Source organism: Marinicella sediminis (genome assembly GCF_002000055.1).
Lineage (GTDB): Bacteria > Pseudomonadota > Gammaproteobacteria > Xanthomonadales > Marinicellaceae > Marinicella > Marinicella sediminis.
In genome coordinates this window covers 1-15,409 of the sequence record NZ_MVBD01000016.1, presented here as the reverse complement: position 1 = coordinate 15,409, position 15,409 = coordinate 1, and the positions used below count along the sequence as shown (strand labels likewise).

The 15,409-nt window shown below is 47.9% G+C and carries 14 protein-coding genes and 1 tRNA gene; 3 read left to right on the top strand and 12 right to left on the bottom strand.

Going from position 1 to position 15,409, the window contains the following annotated elements:
• Position 1: 1 nt before the first annotated feature.
• Together B0475_RS16075 and B0475_RS17740 are read right to left on the bottom strand one after the other, a co-directional pair.
• On the bottom strand, positions 2-1,054 hold the full coding sequence (locus B0475_RS16075; RefSeq protein ID WP_077412915.1) for a hypothetical protein: 1,053 nt from the start codon (positions 1,052-1,054) through the stop codon (positions 2-4).
• Entirely contained in the window at positions 1,054-1,230 is a 177-nt protein-coding gene (locus B0475_RS17740; protein ID WP_157893027.1) for a hypothetical protein, read from the bottom strand. Before B0475_RS17740 ends, B0475_RS16075 begins: the two co-directional genes overlap by 1 nt.
• A 157-nt stretch (positions 1,231-1,387) precedes the next feature.
• Here B0475_RS17740 and uvrA point away from each other — a divergent pair, with 157 nt between their 5' ends.
• From uvrA to B0475_RS16060, 3 genes are all read left to right on the top strand, one after another.
• Entirely contained in the window at positions 1,388-4,225 is a 2,838-nt protein-coding gene (gene uvrA / locus B0475_RS16070; protein ID WP_077412914.1) for an excinuclease ABC subunit UvrA, read from the top strand.
• Positions 4,212-4,970, top strand: coding sequence for a TMEM175 family protein (locus B0475_RS16065; protein ID WP_077412913.1), 759 nt, complete (start codon positions 4,212-4,214; stop codon positions 4,968-4,970). Before uvrA ends, B0475_RS16065 begins: the two co-directional genes overlap by 14 nt.
• Before the next feature lie 78 nt (positions 4,971-5,048).
• Positions 5,049-6,281, top strand: coding sequence for a hypothetical protein (locus tag B0475_RS16060; protein WP_077412912.1), 1,233 nt, complete (start codon positions 5,049-5,051; stop codon positions 6,279-6,281).
• 73 nt (positions 6,282-6,354) lie between these two features.
• On the opposite strand, the gene pruA is transcribed toward B0475_RS16060, so the two are convergent.
• The 10 genes from pruA to rpmI all read right to left on the bottom strand — a co-directional run bounded on the left by pruA (position 6,355) and on the right by rpmI (position 15,199).
• Positions 6,355-7,983: an L-glutamate gamma-semialdehyde dehydrogenase gene (gene pruA / locus B0475_RS16055; protein ID WP_109862416.1), complete on the bottom strand. Its 1,629-nt coding sequence runs from the start codon at positions 7,981-7,983 to the stop codon at positions 6,355-6,357.
• Positions 7,984-8,065: 82 nt separating this feature from the next.
• Positions 8,066-9,154, bottom strand: coding sequence for a GGDEF domain-containing protein (locus B0475_RS16050; RefSeq protein WP_157893025.1), 1,089 nt, complete (start codon positions 9,152-9,154; stop codon positions 8,066-8,068).
• A 127-nt stretch (positions 9,155-9,281) separates the two neighbouring features.
• Positions 9,282-10,256, bottom strand: a complete 975-nt coding sequence (locus B0475_RS16045) for a malate dehydrogenase (RefSeq protein WP_077412910.1) — start codon at positions 10,254-10,256, stop codon at positions 9,282-9,284.
• Between the two features lie 75 nt (positions 10,257-10,331).
• A tRNA-Pro gene (locus tag B0475_RS16040) sits at positions 10,332-10,408 on the bottom strand.
• An 83-nt stretch (positions 10,409-10,491) separates the two neighbouring features.
• A complete protein-coding gene (locus B0475_RS16035; protein ID WP_077412909.1) occupies positions 10,492-10,845 on the bottom strand; it encodes a MerR family transcriptional regulator in 354 nt (117 codons plus the stop codon).
• Positions 10,826-11,131 (bottom strand): integration host factor subunit alpha, encoded by a 306-nt coding sequence (locus B0475_RS16030; protein WP_077412908.1) that lies wholly within the window; start codon positions 11,129-11,131, stop codon positions 10,826-10,828. Before B0475_RS16030 ends, B0475_RS16035 begins: the two co-directional genes overlap by 20 nt.
• Entirely contained in the window at positions 11,128-13,503 is a 2,376-nt protein-coding gene (gene pheT / locus B0475_RS16025; RefSeq protein ID WP_077412907.1) for a phenylalanine--tRNA ligase subunit beta, read from the bottom strand. Before pheT ends, B0475_RS16030 begins: the two co-directional genes overlap by 4 nt.
• 12 nt (positions 13,504-13,515) lie before the next feature.
• Positions 13,516-14,514, bottom strand: coding sequence for a phenylalanine--tRNA ligase subunit alpha (gene pheS, locus B0475_RS16020; protein WP_077412906.1), 999 nt, complete (start codon positions 14,512-14,514; stop codon positions 13,516-13,518).
• A gap of 117 nt (positions 14,515-14,631) precedes the next feature.
• Positions 14,632-14,988, bottom strand: a complete 357-nt coding sequence (rplT, locus tag B0475_RS16015) for a 50S ribosomal protein L20 (protein WP_077412905.1) — start codon at positions 14,986-14,988, stop codon at positions 14,632-14,634.
• A gap of 16 nt (positions 14,989-15,004) precedes the next feature.
• On the bottom strand, positions 15,005-15,199 hold the full coding sequence (rpmI, locus tag B0475_RS16010; protein ID WP_077412962.1) for a 50S ribosomal protein L35: 195 nt from the start codon (positions 15,197-15,199) through the stop codon (positions 15,005-15,007).
• Between the last annotated feature and the right edge of the window lie 210 nt (positions 15,200-15,409).

The following is a 15,409-nucleotide window of genomic DNA, read 5'->3' as shown; positions in this document are numbered from 1 at the left end:
GTCAACGTTTTTTAAGGTAATAATCAAGCACCTGACTGGCTTGTTGTGTCAGGGATTCATTTGACTGATACAAGGCAGCCAGCATCAGGGCTTCGATGGTGTGCCCCACATCCACATCTTTCTGACGACCCATGAATGATTCACCCTGCCCTCCGGCTTTGACCCGGCTGTTACCGGCGGCATTGATTTCACCAGATGGCAATAAACGGGTCTGTTGCCAGCTCAGTGCACCGGCACACACGTCAGGCAAAGCCGGATGGGGATGACCCAGCAGCAGCAAACGGTAGCATAAAGCGGTGGCCACACCATTGTAACTGGAGTCATAACCACCGGCTTCGATGAAATAGCCATCATCATGCACCTGAGCCAATGCCTGCTCGATGAATGCATCAGCGACGCTCAGAGCGGTGGCATCTTTCAGCCAATGACCCAGGGTATAAAAAGCCAGTGCATTGAACAATAAACGGTTGGGGGCCAGGCTGTCGGCCTGCTGCAGAATGACTCTGTTGTGTAACAAAAAAGTCAGGGTATCAGGCAGTTGACTTTTCAGCGAGGCCAATTGTGCCCGCTGAACCGCCAACTCTGCTGATTCAGCAAACCACTGATTGGACTCCAGGGCCATGGCAGCAGAGCCCAGCGAATACATGAAAAACGCCACGCCGCTGGTACGGTCAGCAATACCCACAGCCTGCCCCCGATTCATTTCTGGTGGCAACCGGACCAGGAAATCACCGTCAGCCTGTTGATGATGCATGGCATATTCTGCGGCCCTGAAAAAAGCCTGCAAAGCCCGTAGATCCTGGCTCATCAGGGCATAATCAGCCAGCTGATGAAGCCCCATTTGAAAGCGCACATGGACATAGGCCTGACGGTTGCGACCCATGGCCCCCTTGTTGTCCGGTTGCTGACGTTTTGCCAGTGGCCTGAGTAGTTCAGCAGACAGCCCCGACAGGCGGTCGCCATATCGGTCAGAGGCGGCGCATTGTGATGCGGCGATGGATATACCGATCAAGAACCAGGTGATCCTGCGGCCCGGGTAACCTGCTAAAAGCATCAGTTACCTGCGGGAGGTTCTTTTCGCTTATCCTGAATCAGTAGCTTAAGCCAGAACCACACCTCAACTGCGGCAGCCAGGATAATGACCGCCACTGATCCTGATTGAAATCCGGCAATGTAAAGAATAATGGCAAACAACGCCAGTATAAGTAAAACAATCACCCTTTGGCTCATGACAAGGTCCTCAAATGAAACATTTTAATCATACATATTTGGGGGCACATCTGCCAGAGGTCAATAGCTCACCTTGTGCAGCGAAAATAATCCAATATGTCGACATCTTCATCACGTTTTTTGGTTAAAATGATGGGTTTGATTCTGCTTGACCAACATGAAACACATTTCCCTGCGCGGTGTCAGAACCCACAACCTCAAAGACATCGACATCGATTTACCCCGCGACAAGTTCATTGTCATCACTGGATTATCCGGATCAGGCAAATCTTCATTGGCCTTTGACACCATTTATGCCGAAGGACAAAGGCGGTATGTGGAGTCTTTGTCGGCTTATGCAAGACAGTTCCTGTCGATGATGGATAAACCAGACCTCGATCACATTGAAGGCCTGTCACCGGCGATTTCCATTGAACAAAAGTCCACCTCCCACAACCCGCGATCAACGGTCGGTACCATCACCGAAATCTATGATTACCTGCGCTTGTTGTACGCCCGGATTGGCACGCCCCGATGTCCTGATCATGACATTTCACTGGAAGCCCAGGAAGTTTCAGAGATGGTTGACAAGGTATTGGACCTGGAAGATGGCCGAAAACTGATGCTGTTGGCACCCGTGGTGCGCAACCGCAAAGGTGAGCACTTGTTACTGCTCGATCAATTGAAAGGCAGTGGCTTTGTGCGGGTCAGAATTGATGGTCAGATTTATAACATCGATGACCTGCCCAAATTAAACCCCAAACAAAAACACCACATTGAAGCCGTGGTCGACCGTTTCAAGGTCAAGGAGGGTATCGCCCAACGCCTGGCAGAATCCTTTGAAACCGCCTTGTCCCTGTCGGAAGGACTGGCCATGGTGGTGTCCTTTGATGAGCCTGAGGACAAAGAACCGGTTGAACTGCTGTTCAGTTCCTTGTTCTCATGTCCGGTCTGCAATTATTCTCTGAGTGAACTGGAACCCAGGTTATTCTCTTTCAACTCACCCAATGGGGCATGCGGCGAATGTGATGGCTTGGGTATGAGTCAATATTTTGATCCTGATCGCATCATCACCAACAAATCCTTATCGATGGCAGATGGAGCCGTGCGCGGTTGGGATAAACGCAATGGCTGGTATTTTCAGTTACTTCAGGCGGTTGCAAAAACCTATGATTTTGATGTCAATACGCCTTTGGAAAAGTTAAGTGATGACATCATTAACGTGATCTTTCATGGCAGTGGCGACCGGAACATCCGCTTCACTTATTACAGCGACAAAGGGCAGTATGAACGCAACCACCCTTTTGAAGGCATCGCCAACAACATGAAACGACGCTACCAGGAAACTGAATCTTCCATGGTGCGTGAAGAACTCAACAAATACATCAGCAAAAAACCCTGCCCTGCCTGTGAAGGACAACGACTGAACCGCAGTGCCCGGCATGTGTTCATCAACGATGTACCCTTGCCCAAAATCAATGCCATGTCGATCGCAAGTGCGCTACAGCACTTTGAAGACATCAAACTGAGTGGCCAGAAAGCCCAGATCGCAGAAAAAATCATCAAAGAGATTCGTGAACGGCTGAGCTTTTTGGTCAATGTTGGCCTGAACTACCTGACTGTTGACCGCAAAGCCGATTCTTTGTCTGGTGGAGAAGCCCAGCGCATTCGCCTGGCAAGCCAGATTGGTGCAGGCCTGGTTGGGGTGATGTATGTGTTGGATGAACCTTCGATTGGATTACACCAAAGAGACAACGAAAAACTTCTGAAAACTCTGGTCAACCTGAAAAATCTTGGCAATACCGTGATTGTGGTTGAACATGATGAAGACGCGGTCAGAATGGCCGATCATGTGGTTGACATCGGGCCCGGAGCCGGCGTCCACGGCGGCCACATCGTGGCCCAGGGCACGCCCAAGCAAATCTGTCAGAATAAAAACTCAATCACAGGACAGTACCTGACCGGAAAACAGCGCATTGAAATTCCCACCGAACGCACACCATATGACAAAAAGCAGGTCTTTAAGCTCTATGGGGCCAAAGGCAACAACCTCAAATCAGTGGATGTGGAAATTCCCGCAGGTCTGTTCACCTGTATCACCGGAGTCTCTGGCTCCGGCAAATCCACACTGATCAATGAAACGGTATATAAAGTCCTGGCCAATCACCTCAACCGGGCTTCACATCATGCCCAGCAACACGACCGTTTTGAACACATTGATTTGTTCGATAAAGTAGTGGATATTGACCAGAAACCAATTGGTCGCACACCACGATCAAATCCGGCCACTTACACCCAGCTGTTTGGTCCGATCAGAGATTTGTTTGCCAACACCCCCGAAGCCCGAACCCGCGGTTACAAACCGGGACGTTTCAGTTTCAATGTCAAAGGCGGCCGCTGTGAAGCCTGTCAGGGCGATGGCGTGATTAAGGTTGAAATGCATTTCCTGCCTGATGTCTATGTGACCTGCGACACCTGTAAAGGCAAACGCTATAACCGCGAAACCCTGGATGTACATTACAAAGGCAAAAACATTTATGAAGTGCTGAACATGACAGTTGAAGATGCCCTGCCATTCTTCTCAGCCATTCCCACAATAGCCAGTAAACTGCAAACCTTACTGGATGTAGGACTGAGTTATATCACCCTGGGACAAAATGCCACCACCTTGTCAGGTGGCGAGGCACAACGGGTTAAGCTGGCCAAAGAATTGTCCAAAAGAGACACTGGGAAAACCGTCTACATCCTCGATGAACCAACCACCGGCCTCCACTTCGCTGACATCAAACAGCTGCTCAAAGTGTTACACCGCCTGCGTGACAATGGCAACACCATCATGGTCATCGAACACAACCTGGATGTCATCAAAACAGCCGACTGGATCATTGACCTGGGCCCTGAAGGTGGACACGGCGGGGGCGAAATCATTGCCACCGGTACTCCGGAACAGCTGGTTAAGGTAAAGCAAAGCCACACAGGGGCATTCCTGAAACCCATTCTCAATGCCCAAGCATGAGGTGATCAACTTGCAACCGTTGACTCAGCAATACGTCGATCAGTGTCCGGTGGAAGACGGCTTCCACATGCGCGGCATGGCCATGACCCGCATAGAAGTGTTCACCGATGCGGCCTTTGCCTTTGCGGTGACCATGCTGGTGATTTCCATTGATCAGATTCCGCGCAGCATTCCAGAACTGGTCGCCATTTCCAAATACATCCCTGCCTTTGTGCTCAGTGTGGCTCAAATGGTGTTCATCTGGCACAATCATTCCGTGTGGAGTCGACGATTTGGTCTTGAAGACAGTAAGACTGTGTTTTTGTCGGTGGCGTTGGTGATCACTGTACTGGTGTACATTTACCCGCTGAAGATGATGTTTGAAGGATTCTTTTCATGGATTTCCATGGGTTATTTGCCCAGCCAGTATGACCTGAATAACTATGCAGAATTGCGGTTGTTGTTTTATTATTTTGCAGCAGGTTTTCTGATCATCTGCCTGTTGTTCATTGCCATGTATCGTCATGCCCTGAATCTTCGCACACAGTTATTACTCAGAGAATCGGAAATATACCAGACACAAACCAACATCAAAATCAGAACAGTGATGGCCGGGGTGTGCGTGCTGGCCTTCATTGCGCCTGCTTTGGTGCCTGATTCCTGGGTCCCCTTCACCGGAACCATTTATGCACTGATCTGGCCACTGGTTGCCTGGACAGAGAAGACCCGTTATCAGCAATGGCAACAAATGAACCTGGGATCATGATCAGATTCAGGACTTATGTAACATGCAATTCTGCCAGCTTGCTGGCATAATAATTACAGTTCACAAACATGCTCATTTATGAAAAAAGCGCTCTTTATCAGCCTCAGCCTGATGGCAACACCATTGTTGGCCAACAACCCTGAACCCGTTATTTACGGCACCGTGACCAAACCGAACGGAGAAACCATCACCGGCACCCTTCGCTGGGGCAATCAGGAATCCTTTCTCAGTGATATTTTCAATGGTCGTAAAGTCAAAACCGTTGGCATTGAGCACCTGAGCAAAGATGAAGTGAGTCGATTGGAAGATCATCAGCCAGGACCGCAAGCAAACTTTGGCGAAATTCAGGTAACCTTCAAATCTTTCTTTGGCAAAGACATAGAAGAACCCTATTTCAATGTGCGTTTTGGCGACCTCAAAAGCCTGACTTATGAATCTAACAGTGGTTTGTTCTTTGCCAAACTACATGATGACACCACAATCATCAGTTATCAGAACACCAACGACCTGACAGATGAGGTCAACATCCTGACCCCGGAAGGCGATCGCTATGAATTTGACCTGGAAGACTTGAAATCTGTGACCTTTGAAGCTGCGCCTGAAAATGCCAAAAGCTTTGATCAGGCCATCTATGGTACGGTTACTTCTGAAATAGGCACATTTCAGGGTCGAATCATGTGGGACAAGGATGAACGCATGATCAGTGAAAAACTGGATGGCATCGAAAACGACAAAGAGTACGAAATCAAATTTGCTGAAATCAAAAGCATCGAACGTAAAGACAATCAGTCCTGGGTAGTCCTCAATGACGGTAAAAATCTATTACTGGGTGGTACCAATGACGTCAACAACGGCAACCGCGGCATATGGATTGACCACCCGAATTACGGTCGTTTGGAAATAAAATGGGACCAATTCGAAAAATTTGAAGCCGGTGAAGTCGATGTTGATTGGCTGACTTTTGCTGATTATCAACAAAACGCTGAACCGCTGTCAGGTGAAGTCACATTGGTCGACGGCAGCATACTGAAAGCTGATGCCATGGCCTATGACCTCAATCAACAAAGCGGTGCAGAATTTCTTTATGTGGAAGTCAACAATGCCAACCGGCAAATCCCGTTCTACCTCGTCAAAAAACTGGTCAAACGTGAAGATCAGGCCGCGGTGGTGACCCTGCACGATGGTTCCGAGTTTGTGGCCTATGGCGAACGGGCTGTCAACGTGGACAACAACGGTATTCTGCTGACCCAGGGCAAACAACACCGCTGGGTGGAGTGGAAAGACGTCAAACAAGTGACTTTCAATCACTGAACCGGAAGCAAGTAAGCCGACATAAAAAAAACCACTGCATGGCAGTGGTTTTTTTGATTCTATGAGACTGATTTCAACCCAGGAACGGATATCGATAATCTGTTGGGGGATCAAAAGTCTCTTTGATGGTTCTCGGTGATAACCAACGATACAAGTTCAATGCACTGCCCGCTTTGTCATTGGTGCCGGACGCCCGGCCACCGCCAAATGGTTGTTGACCTACCACTGCTCCGGTTGGTTTGTCATTGATGTAGAAATTGCCAGCGGCATTTCTCAAACGGTCACTCATGTGATTAACCATGTACCGGTCCTGAGCAAAAATCGCTCCTGTCAAAGCATATACCGAACCTTGATCACACAAGTCGAGGGTGTCTTCAAAATCAGCTTCATCATACACATAAATCGTGAGCACGGGCCCGAAGATTTCTTCTTGCATGGTTTTGAATGCCGGGTTACTGGTCACAATCACTGTGGGCTCTACAAAATATCCTTTTGATTTATCACAACCACCACCCACGATAATTTCTGCATCATTGGCAGATGCTGCATGATCAATGTAACCTTTGATCTTGTCAAAAGATCGCTCATCAATCACTGCATTGATGAAATTACTGAAATCACGGGTGGAACCCATTTTGAATGATTTCACATCTTCTACCAATTGTTCCTGAACAGCTGGCCACAGAGCGGATGGGATATATGCCCTGGATGCGGCTGAACATTTTTGCCCCTGATATTCGAAGGCACCTCGAGCCAAAGCTGTGGCTACCGCACCGGCATCAGCCGACTCATGGGCAAAGACAAAATCTTTACCTCCAGTCTCCCCCACCAGGCGTGGGTAACTGCGATAGCGGCCAATGTTGCCACCCACTTCAGCAAAGATGTGCTGAAAGGTCGGCGTTGAACCGGTGAAATGTACACCTGCGAGTTCAGCCCTGGGCAATAATGCAGCACCAGCCACTGGGCCATCTGCTGCCACCATATTGATCACACCATCAGGTAAGCCTGCTGCTTTAAAGACCTGCATGATGACATAAGCAGACAGCATCTGCGTACCGGAAGGCTTCCACACCACGGTGTTACCCAGCATCGCCGGTGTTGCTGGCAGATTGCCGGCAATGGCCGTGAAGTTAAATGGCGTAATCGCCATGACAAAACCTTCCAGCGGACGCCAGTCTAACTGGTTCCAGACACCTGGAGATGACACCGGTTGTTGTTCCATGATTTGCTGATAAAAACAGGCATTGAAACGCAAAAAATCAATCAACTCACACGCCGAATCAATTTCAGCCTGAAAGCAATTCTTGGATTGACCATGCATGGTTGCAGCGTTGATTTGATTGCGGTATGGACCAGCAATCAGATCTGCTGCTTTCAGAAACACAGCAGCACGTGATTGCCAGGGCAAGGCAGCCCAGTCATATTGAGCTTTGATGGCCGCATCAGCAGCCTGATTCAATTCTGTGGATGATCCCATGTGGGCCTGACCAAGCACATGTTGGTGATCATGTGGCATCACCACCGCTTCAGTCTGACCGGTTCTGACCTCACTGCCACCAATGTAGCACGGAATATCCACCTGTTCAGCAGACATCTTATCCATGGTGTGCTGCAAAGCCAGGGTTTCTTCAGAACCTGGACGGTATTCATTGATGGGCTCGTTGCTAACGGCTGGTGTTTGTGGCATGTTGGCACTGATCATGGCTTCACTCTTAAAAAAACCATGAATTATAAGGCTTTATCGATGGATGAGCAAAAGCTGTCTCAGAATCGTTGAACAGACCTCAGTCCAATGCCACACAAATGGCATCATCGGCAGATAATTTAGCCCGGTACATGGCGCGGTCTGCCGCCCTTTTCAAATCCTGAAATTTTTCTCCGTGATTTGGGTAAAGGGCAATACCAATGCTGGCACCGATCGATAATTGTCGCCCCCTGAACATGAAGGGGTCAGCCACAGCAGCCAGTAGACGTTCTGCTTTGGCTTTAATCGCTGCGATCTCCGAAAATCCGGGTAAGATAATCAGGAACTCATCACCACCCAGTCGGCAGACAAACCCTTCATGCTTGAGTTCTCTGGATATTTTATTGGCCACATGAATCAGGCAAATATCTCCTGCATCATGGCCATAATGATCATTGACCAGTTTGAATTTATCTAAATCAAGAAAAAGCACGGCCATGCCAGGCGGTTCACCATCGCTTTGACCGATAAACCTTTCAAAAGTATTGATGGCCAATTGAATCATGGGTAAACCTGTCAGGTAATCATGATTGGCCAGGTGCTCAATTTCAATTTTCTGGCGGGTTATTTCACCGATTAACTGATGATTATATTGTCGGTACTGAAAGATCGCTATGGCCACAAACAACAGAAAAATAGTCAGGCATACCACATATAAGAACCAGTGCTCGGGACTATAAAACAATGTGTTGGCATCTGCTGGCAATTGCCAGTATCCCATTTGAAAGGCGTAGCCACTAAGCGCCACAAAAATCAACACGCCAAGAGACACCAAAATTATCAGGTTATGATGAAAAAACAATGCCAGAATCACCACAATCATGGGTAAAAATATGATCGATGGGGCCAGCAACCCAAACGACATGACCCCAATGACGGCAATGGAAGACTGAAAAACCACAAAAAACATGGCTTTCAGATAAGGAGATATTCTTTTCCTCAGCAAAGTCACCAAAAAGATCAGTACATAAAAGCCGATATGAAAATACTCACGAGCCCCCCATCCGGTAATTTCAGCCCGTGACAGGGAAAACCACAGGCCAAATGAACTGAGCATAACCCACAGCCACAACAACGAATCCATCAACTGGTCAATGAGCTTCATTTCTACCTGGCCGGTTTTCTTCACAGTTTAAAACAACTCCATTGGTTTGTACCAATTATCATAAAACTGTTGACACCTGCAAGGCAACTCTTTAACCAAAAAAAAACCGCCTTAGAAGGCGGCTTTTCGTTCAGATCCCTGATTAATCAGTTCAGAATAAGTGTTCCACTGCCGCCCGTTCTTCACGTAATTCTTCCTCAGTGGCATCGATCCGTTGTTGTGAAAAATCACTGACCGGCAAATCCTGAACGATTGTATATTCACCGTTGGCACAAGTCACCGGATATGAAAATATCACTCCAGGCTCTACCCCATAACTACCATCGCTGGGGATGCCCATAGAAACCCAGTCACCATCAGCTGTACCCAAAGCCCAGTCACGCATGTGATCAATGGCAGAGGAAGCGGCCGAGGCCGCACTTGATGCACCACGGGCTTTAATGATTGCTGCACCACGCTGTTGTACAGTCGGGATGAACTCGTCCACATACCACGTCTGATCAACATCATTCAATTCTGTTTCATTGATCTGTACCTGAGAAACATCCGGATACTGGGTGGAGGAATGGTTCCCCCAGATCGTCATGCGTTTGATTTCATTGGTTTGTACATTGAACTTGCCGGCTAATTGAGCCAGGGCACGGTTATGATCCAGGCGAGTCATTGCTGTGAATTGTGCTGGGTTGATGTCCGGGGCATTTTGTTGAGCAATCAGGGCGTTGGTGTTGGCTGGGTTGCCCACCACCAAAACTTTGATGCCTTTGTTGGCATGATCATTCATCGCCTTGCCTTGCACAGAGAAAATTTTGGCATTGGCTTGCAACAAGTCACTGCGCTCCATACCAGGACCACGAGGCATGGCACCAACCAGCAATGCATAATCAGCATCTTTGAAAGCCACGTTGGCATCATCCGTAGCCACCACCCCATGGAGTAATGGGAATGCACAATCTTCCAGCTCCATCACCACACCTTGAACTGCTTGCATGGCAGGTGGGATTTCGAGTAAATGCAGGATCACTGGCTGATCAGGGCCAAGCATATTACCAGCGGCAATTCTGAACAACAGTTGATAACCGATTTGACCGGCAGCGCCAGTAACGACGACTCTGACAGGTGATTTCATTGATGTCTCCGATAGGTTGTTGTGATGTTTACCTGGACAACTGGAACCACCGAGGGTGGTTCAGTCTCAGGTGTTTGGTCGGAACGAGAGGATTCGAACCTCCGACCCCCACAACCCCATTGTGGTGCGCTACCAGGCTGCGCTACGTTCCGAAAATAACCCGCGTATTCTATCACAATGATGTGCAATGAAAAGGGCTAATGAAATTTTATTGGGCGGATTAAACCAGCAGTGATTATTTGAGTAAATCGAGGATTTCTTCCAGTTCAATTCTGGTTTGTTGAATCACCTGATAGGATTTACTGGCTTCTTTTTCAGAGACTTTACCATTGAGCTTTTGTCTGGCACCCGAAATGGTGTAACCGTGATCATACAACAAACTGCGAATTTGCCTGATCATCATCACATCATTGCGCTGATAATACCTCCTGTTGCCGCGTCGTTTGACCGGATTCAGGTTATCAAACTCATTCTCCCAGTATCTCAAGACATGTTGCTTGACATCACACAGCGCAGAAACTTCACCGATGGTGAAATATCTTTTCGCAGGGATGGGAGGCAGGGTCTTATTATGGCCTTGATCCAGCATATGTATCTATCGTGTTCCTCAATTTTTGACCTGGTTTAAACGCCACCACCCGTCTGGCTGAGATGGGTATCTCTTCCAGCGTTTTGGGGTTGCGCCCAGGTCTTGATTTTTTGTCTCGCAATTCAAAGTTACCAAAACCTGACAATTTAACGCCATGTCCATCAAGTAATTGTTGCTTGATGGTTTCAAAAAACACACTGACAAATTCGCTGGCCTCACGTTTGTTGAGCCCAACTTCCATATATAATATTTCTGCCAGATCAGTTTTGGTGACTGTTTGTGTCATGTCCTTACTTCAGCGTTAAATTGTTCTGCTAAAAAGGATACCGCTTTTGATACCAGTTTGTCCACCTCTTTATCTTCTAAAGTCCGATTTTTTTCCTGAAAAATCATAGCCATGGCGAGACTTTTGTATCCTTTTTCAATATGCTCACCCGTGTATACATCAAATAAACTCAGATCAATCAGACTGTCACCGCCCTCATTCACGCTTTGATACACGACTGCTTTCACCTGCTGCCAACTGATGTCCTGCCTGAGTTTAATAGACAAATCACGGCGCACTTTAGGGAATTTGGAAACTTCCTGCCAATGCGGTATTCCCAGTTGTGAAATACCAGCAACATTGAGTTCAGCAACGTATACTTCTTGTTTGATTTTCATCTTCTGCAGGATGGAAGGATGGACCTGACCCAGGTATCCGATCACGTCATCATTCAACCGCACTGCTGCTTGCCTGCCCGGATGAAGAAACTCATGCCCTGATTCACTCAAAGACACTTCCCCACTGATTCCAGTTAACAACTCAGTCACCACTCCTTTGAGGTCAAAAAAGTCGACTTTCCGGCTGTCACAGGACCATTGTTCCGGATGAGCTAAACCGGTTTTGGCCAGTAATAATTGATCAGTTTGTTCAATCTGCTGGTTGAGACTGAACACTTTTCCCATCTCAAACAGTGATAAATCGTGGTGCTGCCTGGCCAGGTTTGATTTGATGTTGGACAGCACTCCGGCCAATAAACCAGTTCGCATCACGGCCATGTCATGATTCAATGGATTGGCCAGGGCAAACGCATGCTCAGCCATACCGACAGCTGCCAATTGCTTTTCCGCCACAAACGCGTAGTTAATGACTTCCTGAAAACCCAGGTCACACAGTTGTGATTTAATGGCATGATCTTTGCGCAATGCTTCAGGAATAACCCTGATCGCATCACTGGAGTGCAATCGATGAGATGGCATGGCATCATAACCCACCACGCGCACCACTTCCTCAATCAAATCTTCTGAGATGGCCATGTCAAAACGCCAGCTCGGCGAAGTCACGGTCCAAGTTTCGCCATCAAATTCTGTGACAAAACCCAACGCAGTGAAAATCCGGGTCACCTGTTCGTCGGCCACAGCAAAGCCCAGCACCCGTTGTAATTGTGCCCGGCTGAGGTTAATGACCTGTTGGACGGGCAGGCCAGTTGGTTCAGTGACCACATGTACCGGTCCGGGTTCACCCCCACATATCTCCAGAATCAGAGCCGTGGCCCGTTCCAGTGCAACTTCCTGCAACTGCCAGTCAACACCTCGTTCAAAACGCAAGCCAGATTCGGTGTGCACCCCCAATTTTCTTGACTTACCCATGATGGTGGCCGGATCAAAATATGCAGATTCCAGGACGATATCCTGGGTTTGCGCTGTGACTCCACTGTTCAGCCCCCCCATCACACCAGCCACTGCCAGCGCCTGTTGTTCATCAGCGATCAATAAAAATTCGGCATTTAAATTGGCTTCCGATTCATCCAGCAACGTTATTTTTTCTTCATCGTTGGCCATTCTGACCACAATCTGACCATGAATCTGCTGCTGATCAAAAGCATGCATAGGCTGTCCCAATTCCAACATAACATAATTGGTTACATCCACCACCGGGTGAATCGAACGGATACCAGAACGCCGGAGTTTTTCTTTCATCCAGCCTGGTGTATCCTGTGTGTTATTGATGCCTTTGATGACCCGGCTTCCGTATTTCGGGCACTGTGCCGTCGCCTGCAAATTCACAGTCATGACTTCATCATGGGTGGCAGGAATCGTTTCAACGTTTGGTTCCATCATGACCAGGTCATTCATGGTTGCCACTTCTCTGGCCACACCCCGCATGCAGAAGCAATCTGCCCTATTGGGTGTCAGGTCCACATCAATCAATTGATCTTCCAGGTCCAGATATTCCCGCACATCACTGCCCACAGGGGCATCTGCCGGCAGCTCAATGATGCCATCCGACTCTTCACTGATACCCAGCTCGACTTCAGAACACAACATGCCTTGAGATTCCACACCACGCAGTTTTGATTTCTTGATTTTGAAATTGCCGGGCAACACCGCACCAATTTTTGACAAGGCCGTTTTCAAACCAGCTCTGGCATTGGGCGCACCACAAACAATTTGCAGCGTTTCATCTCCGGCATTGACTTCACAGACCTTCAGTTTGTCTGCGTCAGGGTGCTTTTCACAAGCCACAATTTCTGCCACCACCACACCGCTGAATTCACCAGCAGCCGACTCGACATCATCCACTTCCAGACCCAACATGGTCAGTTGAGCCACCAATTGATCAGTACCCAGTTGTGGATCAACCCATTCTTTCAACCAATTTTCACTGAATTTCATTAGTGCTCTCCTTTATCCCTGAAACTGGCGTAAAAATGCCATGTCATTTTCAAAAAAGTTACGTAAATCCTGAACGCCATAACGCAACATGGCAAATCGCTCAACACCGAGACCAAAGGCAAAGCCCGTGTATTTTTCTGGATCAATACCACCTGAGCGCAGCACATTGGGATGTACCATGCCACAACCCAGCACTTCAAGCCAATCAATACTGCCATCGTCTTTCTTCCACTCCACATCCACTTCTGCAGACGGTTCAGTGAACGGAAAATAAGAAGGCCTCAATCTGATTTGCAAATCGTCTTCAAAGAAAGCGTTCACAAACTGATTCAACACACCTTTCAAGGAAGCGAATGTCACATTTTCCCCAATCACCAAACCTTCAACCTGATGAAACATTGGCGTATGAGTCTGATCTGAATCACTGCGATATACTTTACCCGGAGCAATGATTTTAATGGGCGGTTCCATGGTCTTCATGGCCCTGATTTGAACCGGTGATGTATGAGTCCGCAACAAATGGCCGTCTGGAAAATAGAACGTATCATGCATCGCTCTGGCCGGATGATGAGCCGGGAAATTAAGGGCTTCAAAATTATGAAAATCATCTTCGATTTCCGGGCCTGTGACCACTTCAAAACCCACCTGAGTAAACAGTTCAACAATGCGGTTCATGGTGCGGCTGACCGGGTGCAATCCGCCATGAGCCTGTGTACGGCCTGGTAAAGTCACATCAACCGCTTCTGCCATCAGCTTTGCATTCAGCTCAGCCTGCATCAAGGTGCTTTTTTGTGCCTGAATGGCAGTAAACAGCTGTTGTTTGATTTGATTGATTTCTGCGCCAGCAGTTTTTCGCATGGCAGGCTCTAATTGGCCCAATTGTTTCAACTGGGTGGTTACCAGGCCTTTCTGGCCCAGAAAATGCACCCGCACATCGTCCAGTTGCTGTACGCTTTGCGCTGCTTCAATTTGTTGCAATCCATCATCCAGGATTCGTTTCAGATCAGTCACTTTGATTTCTCAGGTTAGTCGTTTATGTGGCTATACGCCCGGCAAAAAAAAAGGAATCAGCTAAACCACTGATTCCTCTTGATCATGTCATTGAATCAGTCCCGCAGGACTCATTCATTAAGACAATGCAGATTTGGCTTGTTCAACAACAGCTGCGAATCCAGCTTTGTCGTGTACAGCCATGTCAGCAAGAACTTTGCGATCCAAAGAGATATCAGCTTTTTTCAAGCCATTGATAAATCGTGAATAGCTCATGCCATTGTTGCGGGCACCGGCATTGATCCGGGTGATCCACAAGGCACGGAAAGCCCTTTTTCTGTTTCTGCGGTCACGGTAAGCATATTGACCGGCTTTGATGACCGCCTGTTTGGCAACCCGGTAGATTTTTCTTCGGGCGTTGTAATAACCTTTAGCCAGTTTCAGTATTTTTTTGTGTCTTTTGCGTGCTTGAACGCCTCTTTTAACTCTTGCCATGATGGTTCTCCATTAATTAAGCGTAAGGTAACAGTCTTTTCACTGATTGCTCATCAGCTTCATGAACCAGGCTGGTGCCACGCAAATTGCGTTTACGTTTGGTACTCATCTTGGTCAGAATATGGCTTCTGAAAGCGTGCTTTCTTTTGAACCCACTGGCGGTTTTTCGGAAACGCTTTGCAGCGCCCTTTTTGGTTTTCATTTTAGGCATAATGCCCTCCTGTATTTTTTTTATATACTCCAGCAAGTAGCCAATTGAATGGCTTTGTTCATACTTGACTCACTGGTCAGCTAGTTATGGTGTCTTCGACAAGGCTTCTTTGTGCTGGGCACAAAACCGCCTTTTCTGCGACTGCATCAAGGAGAAAAACTCTGGTTCGTTGACACTCACCAACCGTTCTCATCGCTTGCGCGGGTTTGA

Bases quoted from the DNA above. Each gene is read 5' to 3' on its own strand.
- B0475_RS16075 (WP_077412915.1), bottom strand. From the start codon at position 1,054: ATGCTTTTAGCAGGTTACCCGGGCCGCAGGATCACCTGGTTCTTGATC.
- B0475_RS17740 (WP_157893027.1), bottom strand. From the start codon at position 1,230: ATGAGCCAAAGGGTGATTGTTTTACTTATACTGGCGTTGTTTGCCATT.
- uvrA (WP_077412914.1), top strand. From the start codon at position 1,388: ATGAAACACATTTCCCTGCGCGGTGTCAGAACCCACAACCTCAAAGAC.
- B0475_RS16065 (WP_077412913.1), top strand. From the start codon at position 4,212: ATGCCCAAGCATGAGGTGATCAACTTGCAACCGTTGACTCAGCAATAC.
- B0475_RS16060 (WP_077412912.1), top strand. From the start codon at position 5,049: ATGAAAAAAGCGCTCTTTATCAGCCTCAGCCTGATGGCAACACCATTG.
- pruA (WP_109862416.1), bottom strand. From the start codon at position 7,983: ATGATCAGTGCCAACATGCCACAAACACCAGCCGTTAGCAACGAGCCC.
- B0475_RS16045 (WP_077412910.1), bottom strand. From the start codon at position 10,256: ATGAAATCACCTGTCAGAGTCGTCGTTACTGGCGCTGCCGGTCAAATC.
- B0475_RS16035 (WP_077412909.1), bottom strand. From the start codon at position 10,845: ATGCTGGATCAAGGCCATAATAAGACCCTGCCTCCCATCCCTGCGAAA.
- B0475_RS16030 (WP_077412908.1), bottom strand. From the start codon at position 11,131: ATGACACAAACAGTCACCAAAACTGATCTGGCAGAAATATTATATATG.
- pheT (WP_077412907.1), bottom strand. From the start codon at position 13,503: ATGAAATTCAGTGAAAATTGGTTGAAAGAATGGGTTGATCCACAACTG.
- rplT (WP_077412905.1), bottom strand. From the start codon at position 14,988: ATGGCAAGAGTTAAAAGAGGCGTTCAAGCACGCAAAAGACACAAAAAA.
- rpmI (WP_077412962.1), bottom strand. From the start codon at position 15,199: ATGCCTAAAATGAAAACCAAAAAGGGCGCTGCAAAGCGTTTCCGAAAA.